The 18,825-nt window shown below is 60.8% G+C and carries 17 protein-coding genes and 3 pseudogenes; 9 read left to right on the forward strand and 11 right to left on the reverse strand.

Features of this window, described 5'->3' with window-relative positions:
• Positions 1–22: 22 nt before the first annotated feature.
• The 4 genes and pseudogenes from GDIA_RS18535 to istA (GDIA_RS08645) all read right to left on the reverse strand — a co-directional run.
• Positions 23–1,080, reverse strand: a protein-coding gene (locus GDIA_RS18535; protein ID WP_157864088.1) for an IS630-like element ISGdi4 family transposase whose coding sequence is annotated in 2 segments (ribosomal slippage) — positions 23–588 and positions 588–1,080 — 1,059 coding nt in all. Because the reading frame shifts where the segments join, the coding sequence is not laid out codon by codon here.
• A gap of 80 nt (positions 1,081–1,160) precedes the next feature.
• Positions 1,161–1,808, reverse strand: a pseudogene (istA, locus tag GDIA_RS08635) (IS21-like element ISGdi17 family transposase); the annotation flags it as partial.
• A 54-nt stretch (positions 1,809–1,862) separates the two neighbouring features.
• Positions 1,863–2,921: an IS481-like element ISGdi10 family transposase gene (locus GDIA_RS08640; RefSeq protein ID WP_012222646.1), complete on the reverse strand. Its 1,059-nt coding sequence runs from the start codon at positions 2,919–2,921 to the stop codon at positions 1,863–1,865.
• A 117-nt stretch (positions 2,922–3,038) separates the two neighbouring features.
• Positions 3,039–3,887: pseudogene (gene istA / locus GDIA_RS08645) on the reverse strand (IS21-like element ISGdi17 family transposase); the annotation flags it as partial.
• 65 nt (positions 3,888–3,952) lie between these two features.
• Here istA (GDIA_RS08645) and GDIA_RS19150 point away from each other — a divergent pair.
• Positions 3,953–4,336 carry an SMEK domain-containing protein gene (locus GDIA_RS19150; RefSeq protein WP_157864170.1) on the forward strand — a complete coding sequence of 128 codons (384 nt, stop codon included), beginning with the start codon at positions 3,953–3,955 and terminating at the stop codon, positions 4,334–4,336.
• Here GDIA_RS19150 and GDIA_RS18540 read toward each other — a convergent pair.
• Positions 4,333–5,390 (reverse strand): IS630-like element ISGdi4 family transposase gene (locus GDIA_RS18540; RefSeq protein ID WP_157864088.1). Its coding sequence is split into 2 segments (ribosomal slippage): positions 4,333–4,898 and positions 4,898–5,390, totalling 1,059 coding nucleotides; the frame shifts between segments, so codons are not numbered across the junction. The genes GDIA_RS19150 and GDIA_RS18540 overlap by 4 nt on opposite strands.
• 178 nt (positions 5,391–5,568) lie before the next feature.
• Here GDIA_RS18540 and GDIA_RS08660 point away from each other — a divergent pair.
• The gene (locus GDIA_RS08660; RefSeq protein WP_012222260.1) at positions 5,569–6,405 is read left to right on the forward strand and encodes an IS5-like element ISGdi1 family transposase; all 837 of its coding nucleotides are present in this window, start codon (positions 5,569–5,571) and stop codon (positions 6,403–6,405) included.
• Positions 6,406–6,543: 138 nt separating this feature from the next.
• On the opposite strand, the gene GDIA_RS08665 is transcribed toward GDIA_RS08660, so the two are convergent.
• Complete coding sequence (locus GDIA_RS08665) at positions 6,544–7,794, reverse strand: IS701-like element ISGdi12 family transposase (RefSeq protein ID WP_012553139.1); 1,251 nt, start codon at positions 7,792–7,794, stop codon at positions 6,544–6,546.
• A 72-nt stretch (positions 7,795–7,866) separates the two neighbouring features.
• Here GDIA_RS08665 and GDIA_RS19160 point away from each other — a divergent pair, with 72 nt between their 5' ends.
• From GDIA_RS19160 to GDIA_RS18545, 3 genes are all read left to right on the forward strand, one after another.
• A complete protein-coding gene (locus GDIA_RS19160) occupies positions 7,867–8,328 on the forward strand; it encodes a hypothetical protein (protein ID WP_162013726.1) in 462 nt (153 codons plus the stop codon).
• A gap of 224 nt (positions 8,329–8,552) precedes the next feature.
• Complete coding sequence (locus tag GDIA_RS08680) at positions 8,553–10,208, forward strand: DUF2326 domain-containing protein (protein ID WP_081434715.1); 1,656 nt, start codon at positions 8,553–8,555, stop codon at positions 10,206–10,208.
• A gap of 61 nt (positions 10,209–10,269) precedes the next feature.
• Positions 10,270–11,327, forward strand: a protein-coding gene (locus GDIA_RS18545; protein ID WP_157864088.1) for an IS630-like element ISGdi4 family transposase whose coding sequence is annotated in 2 segments (ribosomal slippage) — positions 10,270–10,762 and positions 10,762–11,327 — 1,059 coding nt in all. Because the reading frame shifts where the segments join, the coding sequence is not laid out codon by codon here.
• 257 nt (positions 11,328–11,584) lie between these two features.
• Here the strand turns inward: GDIA_RS18545 and GDIA_RS08695 are convergent.
• The 5 genes from GDIA_RS08695 to GDIA_RS08715 form a co-directional block, all read right to left on the reverse strand.
• Positions 11,585–12,010: a hypothetical protein gene (locus GDIA_RS08695; RefSeq protein WP_012553949.1), complete on the reverse strand. Its 426-nt coding sequence runs from the start codon at positions 12,008–12,010 to the stop codon at positions 11,585–11,587.
• Between the two features lie 5 nt (positions 12,011–12,015).
• Positions 12,016–13,998 (reverse strand): conjugal transfer protein TraG, encoded by a 1,983-nt coding sequence (locus tag GDIA_RS08700; RefSeq protein WP_012553950.1) that lies wholly within the window; start codon positions 13,996–13,998, stop codon positions 12,016–12,018.
• 157 nt (positions 13,999–14,155) lie between these two features.
• On the reverse strand, positions 14,156–14,446 hold the full coding sequence (locus GDIA_RS08705) for a type II toxin-antitoxin system RelE/ParE family toxin (protein WP_012553951.1): 291 nt from the start codon (positions 14,444–14,446) through the stop codon (positions 14,156–14,158).
• Positions 14,439–14,687 (reverse strand): type II toxin-antitoxin system ParD family antitoxin, encoded by a 249-nt coding sequence (locus GDIA_RS08710; RefSeq protein WP_012553952.1) that lies wholly within the window; start codon positions 14,685–14,687, stop codon positions 14,439–14,441. The genes GDIA_RS08705 and GDIA_RS08710 overlap by 8 nt, the downstream gene beginning before the upstream one ends.
• Positions 14,688–14,783: 96 nt before the next feature.
• Positions 14,784–15,647 carry a LysR family transcriptional regulator gene (locus GDIA_RS08715; RefSeq protein ID WP_012553953.1) on the reverse strand — a complete coding sequence of 288 codons (864 nt, stop codon included), beginning with the start codon at positions 15,645–15,647 and terminating at the stop codon, positions 14,784–14,786.
• A 120-nt stretch (positions 15,648–15,767) separates the two neighbouring features.
• Here GDIA_RS08715 and GDIA_RS08720 point away from each other — a divergent pair, with 120 nt between their 5' ends.
• The 4 genes and pseudogenes from GDIA_RS08720 to GDIA_RS08735 all read left to right on the forward strand — a co-directional run bounded on the left by GDIA_RS08720 (position 15,768) and on the right by GDIA_RS08735 (position 18,819).
• Complete coding sequence (locus GDIA_RS08720) at positions 15,768–16,394, forward strand: 4-hydroxythreonine-4-phosphate dehydrogenase PdxA (RefSeq protein ID WP_244455127.1); 627 nt, start codon at positions 15,768–15,770, stop codon at positions 16,392–16,394.
• Positions 16,372–17,622, forward strand: a complete 1,251-nt coding sequence (locus tag GDIA_RS08725; protein ID WP_012553139.1) for an IS701-like element ISGdi12 family transposase — start codon at positions 16,372–16,374, stop codon at positions 17,620–17,622. The genes GDIA_RS08720 and GDIA_RS08725 overlap by 23 nt, the downstream gene beginning before the upstream one ends.
• 73 nt (positions 17,623–17,695) lie before the next feature.
• Positions 17,696–18,142, forward strand: a pseudogene (locus GDIA_RS08730) (PdxA family dehydrogenase); the annotation flags it as partial.
• Positions 18,139–18,819 (forward strand): type 1 periplasmic-binding domain-containing protein, encoded by a 681-nt coding sequence (locus GDIA_RS08735; protein WP_012553954.1) that lies wholly within the window; start codon positions 18,139–18,141, stop codon positions 18,817–18,819. The pseudogene GDIA_RS08730 and the gene GDIA_RS08735, both read left to right, overlap by 4 nt.
• Positions 18,820–18,825: the final 6 nt, after the last annotated feature.

An 18,825-nucleotide genomic window follows, 5' to 3' on the forward strand; every position in this document is an offset into this window, starting at 1 on the left:
GCCTGATACCAACTCCTGTTTGTTAAAACCCATGTGCCCATTGTCGTAGCCCGAGGGACATGATGCGCCAGGGCTGGTCGACGAGCTGGTTCCAGGCGTGGCAGCAGATATCGACGATGTCGTCGTAGGTGCGGAAGATCCGGTTCGACAGCCAGGTATTGCGCATGAACTGCCAGACGTTTTCCACCGGATTGAGTTCGGGCGAGCGTGGCGGGAGCGGCAGGATGGTGATGTTGGCGGGGATATCGAGTTTCGGGCTGGTATGCCACGCTGCCTGATCGACGATGAGGATAGCGTGAGCGCCCGGCGCTACGGCCTGCGAGATCTCGTCGAGATGCCGGTTCATGGCGTGGAGGTTGCACCAGGGCAGGACGAGGGCCGCTCCCTTGCCTAGCGCCGGACAGATCGCTCCGAAGATCCAGGCCGAACGTGTGCGCTGATCGGCAGGCGCGCGTGGACGGGTGCCGCGTCTGGCCCAGCGGCGCGTCAGCTTCGTTTTCTGGCCGACCCTCGCCTCGTCGCCCCACCAGAGTTCGATGGCCTTGCCGGGATGCCGGGCCCGGATCCCGGCCATGACGTCGGGGAAGCTTTTTTAAAAACGTCCTGGGCCTCGGGATCCTGGGCATGGTGCCGGGGGCGTCCCGTCAGAAGGCGGAAGTCGAGGCCCCGGATAACGGCGCTCAGCCGGCTGCGCGAAAGAGAGACGCCGAATTCCTCATAAAGCCATTGCCCCAGATCAGCCTGCCGCCAGCGCACCACCCCATGCACGGCAGCGATCGGGCCGTCCTCGATCCGGCGCATCAGCGCTTCCAACATGGCTGGTGTCAGGCGGGGAACGACACCGCCCCCATGATGATCCCGCACGCCATCCGGGCCCTCGGCGTTGAAACGCACCACCCAGTCCCGCACAATCTGCCGATCCGTCCCAGCCAGTCGTGCCGCGTCTCCGCGTGACGCACCATCGTAGATCGCCGCCAGCGCCAGAAGCCGACGCGCCTGGCCCGCATGCCTCGTTGTCCGCGCCAGAGCACGCAGTCCCGCCGCATCATAATCCTCACGCAACGCTAACGCCCCGCCCATTCGGATGCCTCCCGCCCGGTTCGGCATCCTGTGAATCACAGCTCGTTCCAGAACGATACCGTCAGGCAATCACATATGAGTCAGGGCGGACCGGAGTTGGTATGAGGCTCGCGTTCGAGCACCAATGCCTGCGGCGCGTCGAGCCTGGGTGCTCCTGTTTTCTTGGCGTCCGTCAGACGATGCAACGTATTGAGGACGTGTGTCTTGGTGGCTACTCCCTCCTCGAGCGCGAGTTCAACCGCGCAAAGCACGGCCTGCTCATCATGCTGCAGCACCAGGGCGAGGATCTCGACCATTTCCCGGTCGCCGCCCGTGCGCCGGAGGAGGTGCGTCTGCAGCGTCCGGAACGCCTCGGGCAATTCAGAGAAGGGCGCGCCATTGCGCAAGGCCCCGGGTTTGCGCTGGAGCACCGCCAAGTAATGCCGCCAGTCATAGATCGTGCGACCGGGCACGCCGTGGGACCGCTCGACGATCCGGGGATGTTCGCATAGGATCCGCCCCTCGGCCGCGATCACCAACCGGTCGGGATAGACGCGCAGGCTGACCGGCCGATTGGCAAAAGAGGCGGGCACACTGTAGCGGTTGCTTTCGAACTGCACGAGGCAAGTCGGCGAAACCCGTTTGGTATGTTCGACGAACCCGTCGAACGGGCGCCCTGGAACCATCAGGTGAGGCACTTCCGCCGCATGGGCCTCGGCGAGGCTGCCGGGCAATTCGACATGCCTCAAGTGTAGAAGTTTGCACTTAATCTGACGGACGGCTTGAAGTGGCCGGCGTGGATGCTACGCGTTCATGTGGTGTTCGACGTGGCGCCCGATATCTTTTTCGCGGGCGTGGTGGGCTGCGTCAAGGAAGGTTTGCATCGGGGTTTTGCCGAAGCAGTATCGTCCCTGGTGGGTGCGATTGCGGTTGAAGTCATCCATCCATTCGTCGAGGTCTGCCTGGAGTTCGTGGATGCTGTCGTAGATCTTGCGGCGAAAAGTGACACGATAGAACTCGTCGAGCATGGTCTTGTGGAAGCGCTCGACGATGCCGTTGGTCTGCGGGCTGCGCGCCTTGGTGCGGGTATGGTCGATGTTCTCCACCGCCAGATAGAGTTCGTATTCATGGCGGTCATGAGAGCCGCAGAATTCGGTGCCCCGGTCGGTCAGCACGCGCTGGAGCGGGAGATCGTGCAGCTCGAAGAAGGGGATGACGCGGTCGTTGAGCAGGTCGGCAGCGGTAACCGGGGTCTTGCGGTCATAGAGCTTGGCGAAGCCGACCTTGCTGTAGGTATCGACGAAGGTCTGCTGGTAGACGCGACCGACGCCCTTCAGGGTGCCGACATAGAAGGTATCCTGGGCGCCGCAATAGCCGGGACATTCGGTCTCGAACTCGCCCCAGGCCTCCTTGTCGGCCTTGGCCTTCTCCAGGGCCGCAAGCTGGCTTTCGGTGAGGATCAGCCGTTCCTGGGCCATCTTGGCTTCGAGCGCCTTGAGGCGGAGCTTCATGGTAGCGAGGTCGTGGCGCAGCCAGATGCTGCGCACCCCGAAAGGAGAGACGGTGACGCCGCGCTTGAGCAGTTCGTTGGCCACGCGGGCCTGGCCCCAGGCCGGTTGTTCGATGGCGATCGCGACCACTGCTTCCTCAACCGCCGGCTCGACGCGGTTTTTCAGCAAGGGTTTGCGGCGGGAGAGTTCCTGGAGCGCGATTTCGCCGCCTTTGTCGTAGAGCTCCTTGAAGCGGTAGAAGCTGTCGCGCGAATACCCCATCATCTTGCAGGCCTGGGAGACGTTGCCCAGTTGCTTCGATAGTTCCAGCAGGCCAACTTTGGCGCGGATGATCTTCTGGTCACGGGTCATGAGGATATCCTCCGATGGCTGCGGCGGGGGCTGCGTCGCCCGGCCACTCCGCCCCCGCCGCAGCCCTGGTTGAGCTTCAGCAGACACCATCCGTCAGATTTAGTCGAGACTTCTACACCTCAAGATAGTCCAACGTTCCCGGCAACGCGCCTCGAGCCAGACGTTCAGGGAGGCCAGATCAGGAAAATGCGGCATCTCCTGCCAGATCTGCCGCCGGGCGTCCTGGACGGTCTTCTCGATTTGACCTTTCTCCCAACCCGCTGCCGGATTGCAGAACTCCGCCTCGAACAGATAATGGCTCACCAGGGCCGAAAAACGCAGATTGACCTGGCGGACCTTGCCGGGCCCAACCCGGTCCACGGCGGTTTTCATATTGTCAAAAATACCTCGACGCGGCACCCCGCCCAAAACGCGAAAGGCTTCCGTCAGCGCGTCGAACAGCATCTCGTGAGTCTGGAGCGGATACGCCCGCAGAATGAAGGCCCGGCTGTAGGACAGCTTGGTGTGGGCGACCTGCAGCTTGACGCGCCGCCCCCCGATCACCGCCCAGTCCTCTCCCCAGTCGAACTGGAAGGCCTCTCCGGGTTGAAAGCGCAACGGAACGAACACGCCGCGTCCCGTCGTCTGCCGCGCCCTTTGCTGTTCCGCCTTCCAGTTCCGGATAAAGGCCGCAACCCGTCCATACGATCCGTCATAACCCAGCGCTACAAGATCCACATGCAGGCGCCGCCCCGTGCGGCGCTGCTTGCGCGACTTTGACGTCTCCAGAGCAAGCCAGGTCGCCAGTTTCTCCGCAAACGGGTCCAGCCGGCTCGGACGCTCGGCAACCTTGAACTGCGGCTCAACCGTCTCCGCCCGGAGATACTTGCGGATCGTGTTGCGCGACAATCGCGTCCGACGCTCAATCTCGCGGATCGGTACATGATCCCGGTAATGCCACCGCCGGATCACACTCAACAATTCCATGCTGATCACTCCTTTAACCCCCGGACAGTTGCTCCGGGGAAGTGTCAGACACGGGTCAATTCTCAATGAAAATTTCCGCCCCTACAGGGTCAGTTCTCGCTGGAAATCAACATAATATCAACATAATCAAGAAAAATGCGAGAGCAATTGACCTTGGTGACACAATTAATAAGATCGCAATTCAAGTTACCTCTACGAATGACATAGCTAAGATCAAACACACTCATAAGGGCTTCGTCGCCGATAATCTTCAGACGGTGTACGACCGGCTCATTATTTTAATCATCGGAGAAAAGAAGGATTATCGGGAGAGCTCCATCGGTAACGGGACCATCTTTGAACTTTCTGTTGATGATGATGTTTGGGGTCTTGCCGAACTGCTTACCAAAATCGGCAACCTTGGCATATCCAAGCTTGAAGTATGCCTAATACCAACTCCTGTTTGTTAAAACCCATGTGCCCATTGTCGTAGCCCGAGGGACATGATGCGCCAGGGCTGGTCGACGAGCTGGTTCCAGGCGTGGCAGCAGATATCGACGATGTCGTCGTAGGTGCGGAAGATCCGGTTCGACAGCCAGGTATTGCGCATGAACTGCCAGACGTTTTCCACCGGATTGAGTTCGGGCGAGCGTGGCGGGAGCGGCAGGATGGTGATGTTGGCGGGGATATCGAGTTTCGGGCTGGTATGCCACGCTGCCTGATCGACGATGAGGATAGCGTGAGCGCCCGGCGCTACGGCCTGCGAGATCTCGTCGAGATGCCGGTTCATGGCGTGGAGGTTGCACCAGGGCAGGACGAGGGCCGCTCCCTTGCCTAGCGCCGGACAGATCGCTCCGAAGATCCAGGCCGAACGTGTGCGCTGATCGGCAGGCGCGCGTGGACGGGTGCCGCGTCTGGCCCAGCGGCGCGTCAGCTTCGTTTTCTGGCCGACCCTCGCCTCGTCGCCCCACCAGAGTTCGATGGCCTTGCCGGGATGCCGGGCCCGGATCCCGGCCATGACGTCGGGGAAGCTTTTTTAAAAACGTCCTGGGCCTCGGGATCCTGGGCATGGTGCCGGGGGCGTCCCGTCAGAAGGCGGAAGTCGAGGCCCCGGATAACGGCGCTCAGCCGGCTGCGCGAAAGAGAGACGCCGAATTCCTCATAAAGCCATTGCCCCAGATCAGCCTGCCGCCAGCGCACCACCCCATGCACGGCAGCGATCGGGCCGTCCTCGATCCGGCGCATCAGCGCTTCCAACATGGCTGGTGTCAGGCGGGGAACGACACCGCCCCCATGATGATCCCGCACGCCATCCGGGCCCTCGGCGTTGAAACGCACCACCCAGTCCCGCACAATCTGCCGATCCGTCCCAGCCAGTCGTGCCGCGTCTCCGCGTGACGCACCATCGTAGATCGCCGCCAGCGCCAGAAGCCGACGCGCCTGGCCCGCATGCCTCGTTGTCCGCGCCAGAGCACGCAGTCCCGCCGCATCATAATCCTCACGCAACGCTAACGCCCCGCCCATTCGGATGCCTCCCGCCCGGTTCGGCATCCTGTGAATCACAGCTCGTTCCAGAACGATACCGTCAGGCAATCACATATGAGTCAGGGCGGACCGGAGTTGGTATAAGAGCCCGATCCGAAAGTTTTTGAACAATACCAGCCTGTTGTGATTCATCCGTCTTTGCGAAGAGATGGAGTGAATGGTGACATGGACTGGTATTGCCCGACGTGAACATAGCCGGGAAGGGTTGCGATATCCATCGGATATGACGGACGGGGAGTGGGCTTTGATCATGCCATTTGTACCCCCGGCGAAACGGGGCGGTCGCCCCCGCACTACGGATATGCGCGAGGTGGTCAACGCGATGCTCTACATAGCCTCGGCCGGGTGTGCGTGGCGCCTGCTGCCGAAATGCTTTCCGCCGGTCTCGACCGTCAGGCGCTATTTTTACGCCTGGCGTGGTGCCGGAGTGTTCGAAGTCATGAATACGGTGCTGGTCATGAGCCTGCGCGAGATCGAGGGGCGTGAAGCCTCTCCGAGCGCGGGCGTGATTGACAGCCAGTCGGTGAAAACCACGGAAAGTGGCGGGCTTTCGGGCTATGACGCGGGGAAGAAGGTCAAGGGCCGCAAGCGCCATATTGTGACGGATACCTGCGGCTTCCTGATCTTTCTCCTCGTTCATGCCGCCGACATCCAGGACCGTGATGGGGCTGTTGATGTCCTGGCAGCGATACGCAGGCGCTTTCCCTGGCTGCGCCACATCTTCGCTGATGGCGGCTATGCTGGCGACAAATTGCGATCCGCGCTCGCCTCCATGGGAAAATGGACCCTTGAAATCATCAGGCGGTCCGATACGGCGAAGGGCTTTCAGATCCTGCCGCGCCGCTGGGTGGTTGAACGGACATTCGCATGGCTGGGACGGTGCAGGCGGCTCGCCAAAGACTGGGAACAATCCATTGCTTCCTCAACCGCATGGACATTGATCGCCTCGATCCGAATGCTCACACGACGGACAGCAAGGCATTGTCACGGTTGAAGAACTTTCGGATCGGGCTCTAATACTACAGTTGCGTTTTTGCCCTGAGGCGCGAGAGGTATGCTGCGGCCTGATGAGCACGTCGAAAGAACGACCATCGGAGGATATGCTCGATGGAGGCGCGGCTTCGGGTAATTTTCACGGCGAGGCGGCGGATTTCCTGGATTGACCAGCGGATGAGCGGCCGCGTTTGTGCAACTGGCTTTTTTTGAGCGCCATGGCGTTGGCCTGGGACCGCACAGCGGCCATCATGGCGTAAGCCAGCATGACCAACGAGACGTGACGGTGCCAGCCATGCCAGGAACGGGTTTCATTATGGTCGAGTCCGAATTCGTTCTTGGCGGTCTCGAACCCTTCCTCGATTCGCCAGCGCGTGCCCTCGACACGCACCAAGATCTCAAGCGGTGTTCCCTGAGGGCACCAGGTCGTGAAATATGCCAGATCGCCATCGGAGGGATTACGCCGGACCAGCAGCCCACGGGTCCATATCCCGGTTGAGATACCTGAATATTCGGAGGCCTCGAGATCGGCCATCGGGCAATACAGCCAGTCATACAGTCGTTCGCCCTTGGTGCCGCGTCCGGCGGAACAGCGGACCCAGGTCTCGTCCGGCAGGGTCTTGATGATTTCGCGCGCCTCGCCGGACCAGTGGATGTCCGGACGCCAGGAATGGAACCAGTGATTGGCGTTGACGCCAAGGACGAAGCCTTTGCCTGCGCGGCGCAAAGCCATTTCCAGTTCACCGACGCCATAGACGCTGTCGCCAGCCACCCACCGGAACGGCACATCGGCCGCAAGCGCCCGGCCGATCATCGCGGTGGCCAGGGACGGTTTGCTGGCAAACGTGACATCGCCCGGCACATGGGCCGCCGCCAACCGCTCAGGCTTTTCAGTCCAGGCTTTCGGCAGATACAAAGCCCGGTCGAGAAAAGCATGCCCCTTGTCAGAGACATAGGCTGCGAACACGCCAATCTGGCAATTCGTGATCTTGCCGGCAGACCCGGTATATTGCCGTCCCACTCCGCATGATGCAGAGCCCTTCTTGAGGAAACCAGTCTCGTCGACCACCAGTACCGCGTCGGCATCCCCCAGATGCTCGACAACATGATCGCGCACGACGTCCCGCAATGCATCGGCGTCCCAATGCCCGCGTCCAAGCAGGGCCTGCTGTCGCCATGGCCCCGGATCGCCCGCAGCTTCAGCCCGCATCCAGCCGGTCTTGCGCGGCTCGTTGCCCAGTAGTGTTTCCAGAAACCGGCCTGCCGATGCCGCCACCCGCTCCTGGCCGAATACCGGGCGCATTCGCTCCTTGGCGTCCCGCAGCGCCTCCAGCGTCAGAGCCAGAACATCCTCGACCGAAGCTGCGCTATTCATCTCGTTCAGAATCATGGTTACCCATAGATTCAGAACTCTCAGAAAAACGCAACTGTAGTGCTAACGTTTCTCGAAGAGAATCTTGCCTTGGTCAGACCACGCGAAGCCAATGAAGTAAACACGCTTGTACGACTGATCGAGGTGTTGAGCCAAACCGACGAAGAGATACCGGTCGCCGGCATGAGGGAGGATCCCGATCCTGATGGGAAAATTAACGATCGGTTTGCAGATCACGCGGATTTTCTTCGCAGACAATATATAGACCTACACGAATTGTACGGCGTGGCGCTCTCTGAGGTAACCAAACAATCAGAACTTAGCCACGTCCGAGTCCGCAAGCTTCAGATCTATCTTTCAAATTGGAGCGACCGTCTTCTCACTCAGCATCGCGGCGATCCTCGCGCAGCGATGGACGCGCTGGTCGCAGAGATGATTCAGAAAATGGGCAAAAGCGATCAAGGTTATGACGAAAGCGCAATCCGCTATTACGTCATCGACCAGCTCATTGCTTGCAACGTGTTTCCGAACAAGATTGCACAGTATGCCTAACCTGTTTCTCAAAGACGAAGCAATTTCTAAAGCCCCACCTATCGTCGGGTTCGAGATTCTACGCTATGTGCGGAGTACAAAGAGAAAGACGATTAGTATCTTCGACGTCGTCAATCATTTCAAGGAGGAGAGCTGGTTTTCAGCAAATTCCTTCTTCTACGGCTTAACATTTTTGTATGCTCTGGGCCTATTGGATTTTGAAGAGCCCTATTTGGTGGTGCTAGATGCGCATTAAACGATTGTATACTGAACCAGATACCATTGATCCAATTGAATTCCACAAAGGGGTCAACATTATTGTAGGCGAACGGGACGAAACCAGCGTCAAGAATAATGGTGTAGGAAAGTCCATGTGCATCGAATTTCTTAACTTTGCACTGCTAAAGAAAAAATCTGAAAGTCGCGTATCGAAGATCCCGCAGCAAAGCTTCAAGCCAGATACATTTATCTATGTCGATTTTGAACTCCACGGAATGGACTACACAATCAAACGTTCTATCGTAGATGCCGAGCATCCGCGTATGATCTGTGATAGCAGCGTTATTGATTTTTCCAAGCTAGATGATGCAACACGCTTTCTTACCGAGCGGATGTTTCCATCGACTCACTTGGTAGGAGTAGGATTTCGAGAAATGCTGGGTCCGCTCATCCGAGACGAACGATCGGAATTCAAGTCCATCGTCGCATGTTACGATACGAAAATTAGAGTGCCAGACAATTATGCGCCGCATCTCATGCTCCTTGGGATCGACCTGATGATATATCGTAAGATCAGGGAAATTCTGAAAGAGCTCGATGCGATTGGAGTTGAGGAGAAGCGCGTCCGTGAGAATGTGCAACTTATCCGAGAGAAAGGCATTGACGATGCTCGGTCAGACCTCAATGAGCTTAATGAGGAAGTCGAGCGCATCCGGCAAGGTATCGATGCGCTCGAAAATGCACCAGCCTATGATGTCATCAAAGACGAGCTTATTGAGATCGAAGATCAAACCGACGAGCTCCGGTTCAGGAAAACAGCATTGCTCAAGCGGCTTGCCGGGTTAAACCCCATAGCCATTGAGACGGCTATCGACGCAGACGAGATACGCAGCTTCTATAATCAACTACGCGAAGGTCTGGGCGATAAAATTTCTAAAGATCTGAACGAGGTTTTAGCCTTCAAATCGAAAATCGAACTCTTCCAAAAGCATCTGCTCACTGAGAAATCACAGGTCATTGAAGAGGAGCTAAGGGGATTACGTCGGCAGCTTGCCGATCTTGATCGACATCAGGCTAGACTTATAAAAATTCTCGATCAGGACGGCGATCTACGAAACTTAAAAAAAACCTACGCTGCTTTCCAAGCGAAGAGCGATGAACTTGGCCAACTCAAAGGTCTGCTCGATCGGTATGATCGGCTCGCCTTGGACAAGCAAGAGAAACGACTTGAGAAAGAAACCGAGCGGCTCCGATTGCAAGGTAGCATTATCGGCGCTTCCGAGCGCCTGAAATCATTTGAGCAAACGATCCTTTGGATACATCAATTCATCCAGGGCAATCGGAAAGCCTCTTTTGAGGTGCGGACTACCTCCACGAAGAACGTTGTCGACATTATAATGCGAATAGATGACGACGGCAGCCATAGCGTCGAACGCGAGAAGGTGTTCATATATGACATAGCTCTGCTCCTAAACGATTTCAGTAAAGCACGACATCCTGGCCTTCTTGTGCACGACAATATTTTCGATGTAGATGACGATACGCTAAAGAGAAGCTTGGAGTTCGTTTTCACAAAATCTGTATTCGACGACGATCAACAATATATACTTACCTTAAATACTGATCGTCTAGGTCGCCTAATACCAACTCCGGTCCGCCCTGACTCATATGTGATTGCCTGACGGTATCGTTCTGGAACGAGCTGTGATTCACAGGATGCCGAACCGGGCGGGAGGCATCCGAATGGGCGGGGCGTTAGCGTTGCGTGAGGATTATGATGCGGCGGGACTGCGTGCTCTGGCGCGGACAACGAGGCATGCGGGCCAGGCGCGTCGGCTTCTGGCGCTGGCGGCGATCTACGATGGTGCGTCACGCGGAGACGCGGCACGACTGGCTGGGACGGATCGGCAGATTGTGCGGGACTGGGTGGTGCGTTTCAACGCCGAGGGCCCGGATGGCGTGCGGGATCATCATGGGGGCGGTGTCGTTCCCCGCCTGACACCAGCCATGTTGGAAGCGCTGATGCGCCGGATCGAGGACGGCCCGATCGCTGCCGTGCATGGGGTGGTGCGCTGGCGGCAGGCTGATCTGGGGCAATGGCTTTATGAGGAATTCGGCGTCTCTCTTTCGCGCAGCCGGCTGAGCGCCGTTATCCGGGGCCTCGACTTCCGCCTTCTGACGGGACGCCCCCGGCACCATGCCCAGGATCCCGAGGCCCAGGACGTTTTTAAAAAAGCTTCCCCGACGTCATGGCCGGGATCCGGGCCCGGCATCCCGGCAAGGCCATCGAACTCTGGTGGGGCGACGAGGCGAGGGTCGGCCAGAAAACGAAGCTGACGCGCCGCTGGGCCAGACGCGGCACCCGTCCACGCGCGCCTGCCGATCAGCGCACACGTTCGGCCTGGATCTTCGGAGCGATCTGTCCGGCGCTAGGCAAGGGAGCGGCCCTCGTCCTGCCCTGGTGCAACCTCCACGCCATGAACCGGCATCTCGACGAGATCTCGCAGGCCGTAGCGCCGGGCGCTCACGCTATCCTCATCGTCGATCAGGCAGCGTGGCATACCAGCCCGAAACTCGATATCCCCGCCAACATCACCATCCTGCCGCTCCCGCCACGCTCGCCCGAACTCAATCCGGTGGAAAACGTCTGGCAGTTCATGCGCAATACCTGGCTGTCGAACCGGATCTTCCGCACCTACGACGACATCGTCGATATCTGCTGCCACGCCTGGAACCAGCTCGTCGACCAGCCCTGGCGCATCATGTCCCTCGGGCTACGACAATGGGCACATGGGTTTTAACAAACAGGAGTTGGTATAAATGGTGAGCCGTGGCACGATGATCTTGAAGGAAATATTGTCGCGTCGTTTACGAAAAACCATCGTTTTCTCAAGACAAACTATCAAGAAATTATCTAGAAACCTTCTTGTCGAAACAGACCTTCCTAATTCACATCTGGATCTAGGAAGGAAAATTTCAGACCTCTGCTCCCACGTTTCTCCACGTAACTGTCGTCAAACGAACATTGAGTTACCTTCACAGACCTATTGTCACGACATCAGGCCTCCTGTTCCTCAGCCGCAGTCGTCATATCTAACCTTACCTCGTCATCCAGGGTCGTACCGTGCGCGAGCCTGCGCCCGACCGCTTCAATGAACCCGTCATACCGCTCCCGCCCTTTGCTCCGCGCAGCAGCAAGAACTGCATCCGGCAGCGGCGGCGTGCTGGTGAGCCAGAACCGTACGAACACAGCGAGCGATTCATTCGAAATCGTGACCCGCCGCTCCATGCGTTCCAACTGCCGCGTCATCCGGTCCAGCCGCCGCGCCAACGCGGCTTCTAGCCGTTCCGGGCCGTCCGGCGACAGGAACGATGCCAGCGCCGTTTCCACGATCAGCGCCTGCGGCACCTTCTTGCGCGCAGCATAATCGGCGAGCCTGACACTGAGATCAGCCGGCAGCCGGATCGTGTGCTTGATCCGCATCGCTGTCACAGGCCCATCCGGTCGCCAGGATCGAGCGACACCTGCCGCGCGAGCGCCCGCTCCCCGCGTCGCAGGGTCTGTGCCCGTGTGGCATCATCCTCCGGGTCTCCCTCGGGTGGGTCAAATTCATGGACCGGCGTCCTCGGTGCCTGCACCACCTCCTCCTGCTCCGGCAGTTCCGGCTCCCGGCGAATGCCGGCATTGGCGGGGTCGTCGTCTCCGTTGCCCGGCGTCGTCGGCTGCACCACGTCGGCCCAGTCCCCCGCCGGCTGCGGTCCAATGGGCGGCGTTCCCTCCGGAGACGACGGCGGCTCAAACCGGGGTGGCGGGAGGATACGCGCATTCAGTTCGGCATCGTCGAAATAACGCGCCTTGCGCGCCCGGATCGGCGGCCAACCAGACACCAGCACCAGTTCGTCGTCAGGCGGAAGCTGCATGATCTCGCCCGGCGTCAATAGCGGGCGTGCCGTCTCATGACGCGTTACCATCAGATGCCCCAGCCACGGCGACAGACGATGCCCGGCATAGTTCTTTGCGTCCCGGATCTCGGTCGCGGTGCCGAGTGCATCGGACACCCGTTTGGCGGTCCGCTCGTCATTGGTCGCGAAGCTGACCCGGACATGACAATTGTCGAGGATCGAATTGTTCTGGCCGTAGGCTTTCTCGATCTGGTTCAGGCTCTGGCCAATCAGAAAGCTCTTGATCCCATAGCCTGCCATGAAAGCCAGAGCGCTCTCGAAGAAATCCAGCCGCCCCAGCGCCGGGAACTCATCAAGCATCAGCAGCAGCCGATGGCGGCGTTTTGCCTCCAGTTCCTCGGTCAGCCGGCGGCCGATCTGATTCAGCACCAGGCGGACCAGCGGCTTGGTGCGGCTGATGTCCGAAGGGGGCACCACCAGATAGAGCGTCGCCGGATGGGTGCCGGCGACAAGATCGCGAATGCGCCAGTCGCAGCGGCGCGTCACATGGGCCACGACCGGATCGCGATAGAGGCCAAGGAACGACATCGCAGTGGAGAGGACGCCCGAGCGCTCGTTATCGCTCTTGTTCAGCAGTTCCCGCGCCGAACTTGCCACCACCGGATGCACGCCCTTCGCGCCGAGATGCGGCGTGGTCATCATGGCGCGCAGCGTGGTCTCGATCGCCCGCTTGGGGTCGGAGAGAAAATTGGCGACCCCGGCCAGGGTTTTATCCTCCTCGGCGTAGAGGACATGCAGGATGGTACCGACCAGCAGGGCGTGGCTGGTCTTCTCCCAATGGTTGCGCTTCTCCAGGGCGCCCTCGGGATCGACCAGCACATCGGCGATGTTCTGCACGTCGCGGACTTCGCGCTCGCCGCGCCGGACCTCCAGCAGCGGATTGTAGGCCGCGCTGGCAAGGTTGGTCGGATCAAACAGCAGCACCCGGCCGAAGCGCGAACGCCAGCCCGCGGTCAGCGCCCAGTTCTCGCCCTTGATGTCATGGACAATGGCCGCGCCCGGCCAGGTCAGCAGCGTCGGCACCACCAGACCGACGCCCTTGCCCGAGCGGGTCGGTGCAAAGCACAGCACATGCTCCGGCCCATCATGACGGAGATAGGCATCAGCCGAGCGACCCAGCACAACCCCATCGGGAGCGAGCAGCCCGGCGCGACGGATCTCGCGCGGGTCGGCCCAATGCGCCGAGCCGTAGGTGGTAGCGCGTTTCTTTTCACGGGCACGCCAGACGGACAGAGTGATCGCGACGATGACGGCGGCGATCCCACCCGAGGCCGCGATATAGCCGCCGATGGTGAAGATGTCCGGGGCGTAGGCGTCGTAGGCGAACCACCACCAGAAGAATTCTGGCGGATAATAGACCGGCCACTCGACCAGCGTGAACCACGGGGCGCCGAGCTGCGGCTGGAAGCCGAGCCGCCAAGCAGTCCACTGCGTCGCGGCCCAGGTGAAGGCGAGGATCACGGTGCTGACGGCAAACACCGAACCCCAGAGGATCTTGGTCTGGTTCATGGCAATCACCGATCAAGGGGAGCGGCGCCACGGGCTTCAAGACCCAAGTCGAGGTCGTCGGCTTCCCGGATAGCTCCGGACAAAAATCGGAGGTACCGATGATGCCTAGCCACCCGTCACGCAGCCGACCTGCGCAGCGATTCCTCACCTCGCGCGGTCAGAGGTAGTGTTTCGGCTCTTGGCGCTGGTGCAGGACACGAACGACGAAAATCCGCTCTCCCGCCTTCCGATAGAAAACGGCATGGCTGTCATGGACGAAGCGGAAATAGCCGGGCCGCAGGTCGCCGATATCTGCTCCCATGTCAGGATAGGTCGCCAGCGTCTCGAAGGCCGCGTGCAGGTCGAGGATATAGCGCTCGGCGCGCGCCCATCCCCAGTTCCGGATCGAGAGAGCAATGATGGCCTGAATGTCGGAATCCGCTTCGCCGGAAAGCGTGTAGCTAGGCATCCGTCGCGTCGGGGGCCGTCTTCATCGCCGCGAGGATATCGGGGATTGTGCGTTTGCTCACACCGCTCCGTTCGCCCTGGACCAGGGCCTCGACCAGAGCCTGCCGTTCCTCGGCCTGTGTCTGGTCGCGCCTGATCAGGTCACGTACATAGTCGCTCACGCTGGCATATTGCCCGCTGTCGATACGGCGCTGTACCCAGTCGCGCATCGGGTCCGGCACGGAGACGTTCATCGAGGCCATCGTCATCCTCCCTTTGGGTCACGATGGCATATAATGGCATAAACTGCCATTTGAGTCTTCAGAGAGTCCTCCATCTCACGGTCTCGTCCAAATAGATTACCCGGCATGGTGCGTGAGCCATCTTTCGAGAACCTCCATGCTTTCCGTCATCTGCGCGCTCCTGGGCCGGATCAGCCCGTAGGATGTCCCATCGGCATCGAACCCGACCGGCGCCAGCAGCCGCCCGCTCGCGATATCGTCCGCCGCGATGATCCGGGGCGACAGGGCGATGCCCAGGCCACTGGCGGCAGCTTCCAGCATCATGAAATGATGGTCGTATAAACGGACGTCGCGCGGTACGGGAACGTCGGGCCGGGACGTCAACCAGTTCTTCCACGCCTCGGGCCGGGTCCGGGATCCAAGCGCCAGATAGTCTCCGCCCGCTAACTGCGCCGCCATGTCGGGCCGCACCACCGGCCCGACCGTTTCCGGCACGAGCGTGGTGACGGCCCAATCGGGATCGAGCGGGAAATCGAGGCGCCGGATCGCCAGCGTAATCCGTTCCCTCGCGAAATCCAGCGCCCCGCCACCAGTGGACAGATGCACATCGATGCCGGGATGCCGATCCTGGAAGTCCGATAGGCGGGGAATCAGCCAGCGCATCGCCAGCGACCGCTCGCAGGACAGCACGATCGGCGGCGTGGCGGCGGACGACCTGATCTCGACCAGCGTTGCCGCGATCCCGCCCAGCGCGTCGGTCGCCGCTCGTGCAAGCCGCGCGCCATCCCGGGTCGGCCGCACGCCGCGCCCGTCCGGTTCCAGCAATGTCAGGTTCAATTCGGCGGCCAGCTTGGACACCCGGCGGCTGACCGCCCCATGCGTCAGGGCCAGTTCCACAGCAGCCGCCCGCACCGAGCCCAGGCGGACCACCGCCGCGAAGGCGCGCAGATCGTCCAACGACGGGATATCGGATCGCTTCATTGGTCAGTTTTTATCACCAAAATAGGTCAGTTCATATCGATTTTCCTCCGGCACCGTTCCGCTATTCTCACCATCATGACCGCACCATCCTCCTGCCACACCCGGCCGCTGGCCATCACGATGGGCGATCCCGCCGGGATCGGGCCGGAAATCGTGGCCCGGATGTTCCTGCGGCGACCGGCGCAACGGCGGTGGATCGTCGTCGGCGATCCGCTGGTGATGCGCCACGCACTGGCCGCACTTGATCCGGCGGCGCGCGTGCGCCGGATCCCAACATCGGCGGAAGCCCGGTTCGATGACGGGGAGCTGAATGTCCTGGTGTCATCAGAAGGCGTTTCCCTGCCGCCCATAGGCCGGATCAGCGCCGAAAGCGGCCGCGCCGCCTATGCGGCAATCATTGCCGCCATCCGGCTGGCAAAAACCGGTGCCGTCCGGGGCATCGTCACCGCGCCGATCCACAAGGAAGCCCTCGCCGCCGCCGGCCTGCGTTACCCCGGCCACACCGAAATCCTCGCCGAGCAGGCCGGTGGCGCAGGTGTCGCCATGATGCTGGCGAATGAGGACATCCGCGTCGTGCTGGTGACCACCCATTGCTCGCTGCGGGATGCGATCCGACGCGCCGATCAATCCGCGCAGATGGCGGCGATCCGCCTCGCCCACGCGGGCGCGCGGGCACTAGCACTACAGTTGCGTTTTTCTGAGAGTTCTGAATCTATGGGTAACCATGATTCTGAACGAGATGAATAGCGCAGCTTCGGTCGAGGATGTTCTGGCTCTGACGCTGGAGGCGCTGCGGGACGCCAAGGAGCGAATGCGCCCGGTATTCGGCCAGGAGCGGGTGGCGGCATCGGCAGGCCGGTTTCTGGAAACACTACTGGGCAACGAGCCGCGCAAGACCGGCTGGATGCGGGCTGAAGCTGCGGGCGATCCGGGGCCATGGCGACAGCAGGCCCTGCTTGGACGCGGGCATTGGGACGCCGATGCATTGCGGGACGTCGTGCGCGATCATGTTGTCGAGCATCTGGGGGATGCCGACGCGGTACTGGTGGTCGACGAGACTGGTTTCCTCAAGAAGGGCTCTGCATCATGCGGAGTGGGACGGCAATATACCGGGTCTGCCGGCAAGATCACGAATTGCCAGATTGGCGTGTTCGCAGCCTATGTCTCTGACAAGGGGCATGCTTTTCTCGACCGGGCTTTGTATCTGCCGAAAGCCTGGACTGAAAAGCCTGAGCGGTTGGCGGCGGCCCATGTGCCGGGCGATGTCACGTTTGCCAGCAAACCGTCCCTGGCCACCGCGATGATCGGCCGGGCGCTTGCGGCCGATGTGCCGTTCCGGTGGGTGGCTGGCGACAGCGTCTATGGCGTCGGTGAACTGGAAATGGCTTTGCGCCGCGCAGGCAAAGGCTTCGTCCTTGGCGTCAACGCCAATCACTGGTTCCATTCCTGGCGTCCGGACATCCACTGGTCCGGCGAGGCGCGCGAAATCATCAAGACCCTGCCGGACGAGACCTGGGTCCGCTGTTCCGCCGGACGCGGCACCAAGGGCGAACGACTGTATGACTGGCTGTATTGCCCGATGGCCGATCTCGAGGCCTCCGAATATTCAGGTATCTCAACCGGGATATGGACCCGTGGGCTGCTGGTCCGGCGTAATCCCTCCGATGGCGATCTGGCATATTTCACGACCTGGTGCCCTCAGGGAACACCGCTTGAGATCTTGGTGCGTGTCGAGGGCACGCGCTGGCGAATCGAGGAAGGGTTCGAGACCGCCAAGAACGAATTCGGACTCGACCATAATGAAACCCGTTCCTGGCATGGCTGGCACCGTCACGTCTCGTTGGTCATGCTGGCTTACGCCATGATGGCCGCTGTGCGGTCCCAGGCCAACGCCATGGCGCTCAAAAAAAGCCAGTTGCACAAACGCGGCCGCTCATCCGCTGGTCAATCCAGGAAATCCGCCGCCTCGCCGTGAAAATTACCCGAAGCCGCGCCTCCATCGAGCATATCCTCCGATGGTCGTTCTTTCGACGTGCTCATCAGGCCGCAGCATACCTCTCGCGCCTCAGGGCAAAAACGCAACTGTAGTGCTAGGCATCGAACGTCCGCGCGTAGCCGTGGCGGGTCTCAACCCCCATGCCGGGGAAGGCGGCCTGTTCGGCGGCGAGGAAGCCCTTATCATCGCGCCCGCCATCGCTCAGGCCCGGCGGGAGGGCATCGATGCATCCGGCCCCTGGCCCGGCGACACGGTGTTCATGCAGGCGCGCGAGAGGCGCTTCGACGTCGTGGTGGCGCAGTACCATGATCAGGGGCTGATCCCGGTGAAATATATGGGCCTGGCGCAGGGCGTGAACATCACGCTCGGCCTGCCCTTCGTGCGCACCAGTCCCGACCACGGTACCGCCTTCGATATCGCGGGACGCGGCGTCGCCGATCCGTCCAGCCTGGAGACGGCATTCGATTACGCCCTTCGCCTCACCGGAGCCGCGACATGATCCGACCCGATTTCATTTTCATGCTGACCCGCAACGACCGGACGGTGGAGAATGCGGCCGATCTGGTCGAAACCGCCCGAACCGCGGGGGTCCGCCATATCGGGTTCAAGGATATCGGCCTGCCGTTTCCGGCCCTCCAGGCGCTGGCGGCCACGATCCGGCAGGCCGGGGCGAAGATTTATCTGGAAGTCGTCTCGCTCGATCGCGAGAGCGAGCTGCGCTCGGTGCGGGCCGGCATCGCACTGGGTGTCGATTATCTGCTGGGCGGGACGCATGTCGATGACGTGTTGCCGCTGCTGGACGGCACGACGATCCGCTATTACCCCTTTCCCGGCCGAATCAGCGGTCATCCCAGCATCCTTGAGGGAACCGAAGCCGAAATCGTGCGCAGCGCCGTCGATCTTGCCTCTCGGCCCGGCGTGCATGGACTGGATCTGCTGGCCTATCGGTTCGCTGGGGACGTGCCGAACCTGATGCGACGGGTCTGCGAAGCCGTGGCGGACAAGCCCGTCATCGTCGCCGGCTCGCTCGACCGGACGGAACGGATTCGGGCCGCCGCGTCGGCAGGGGCCGCCGGTTTCACGGTCGGCACGGCGCTGCTCGACGGCGCGTTTCCGGCGCCGCCGGATCTTTCGGACCAGATCGCCCATGCCCAGACTATCCTGTCCCAGATCTGATGGAGA

This window comes from Gluconacetobacter diazotrophicus PA1 5 (assembly GCF_000021325.1).
Taxonomy (GTDB): Bacteria; Pseudomonadota; Alphaproteobacteria; order Acetobacterales; family Acetobacteraceae; genus Gluconacetobacter; species Gluconacetobacter diazotrophicus.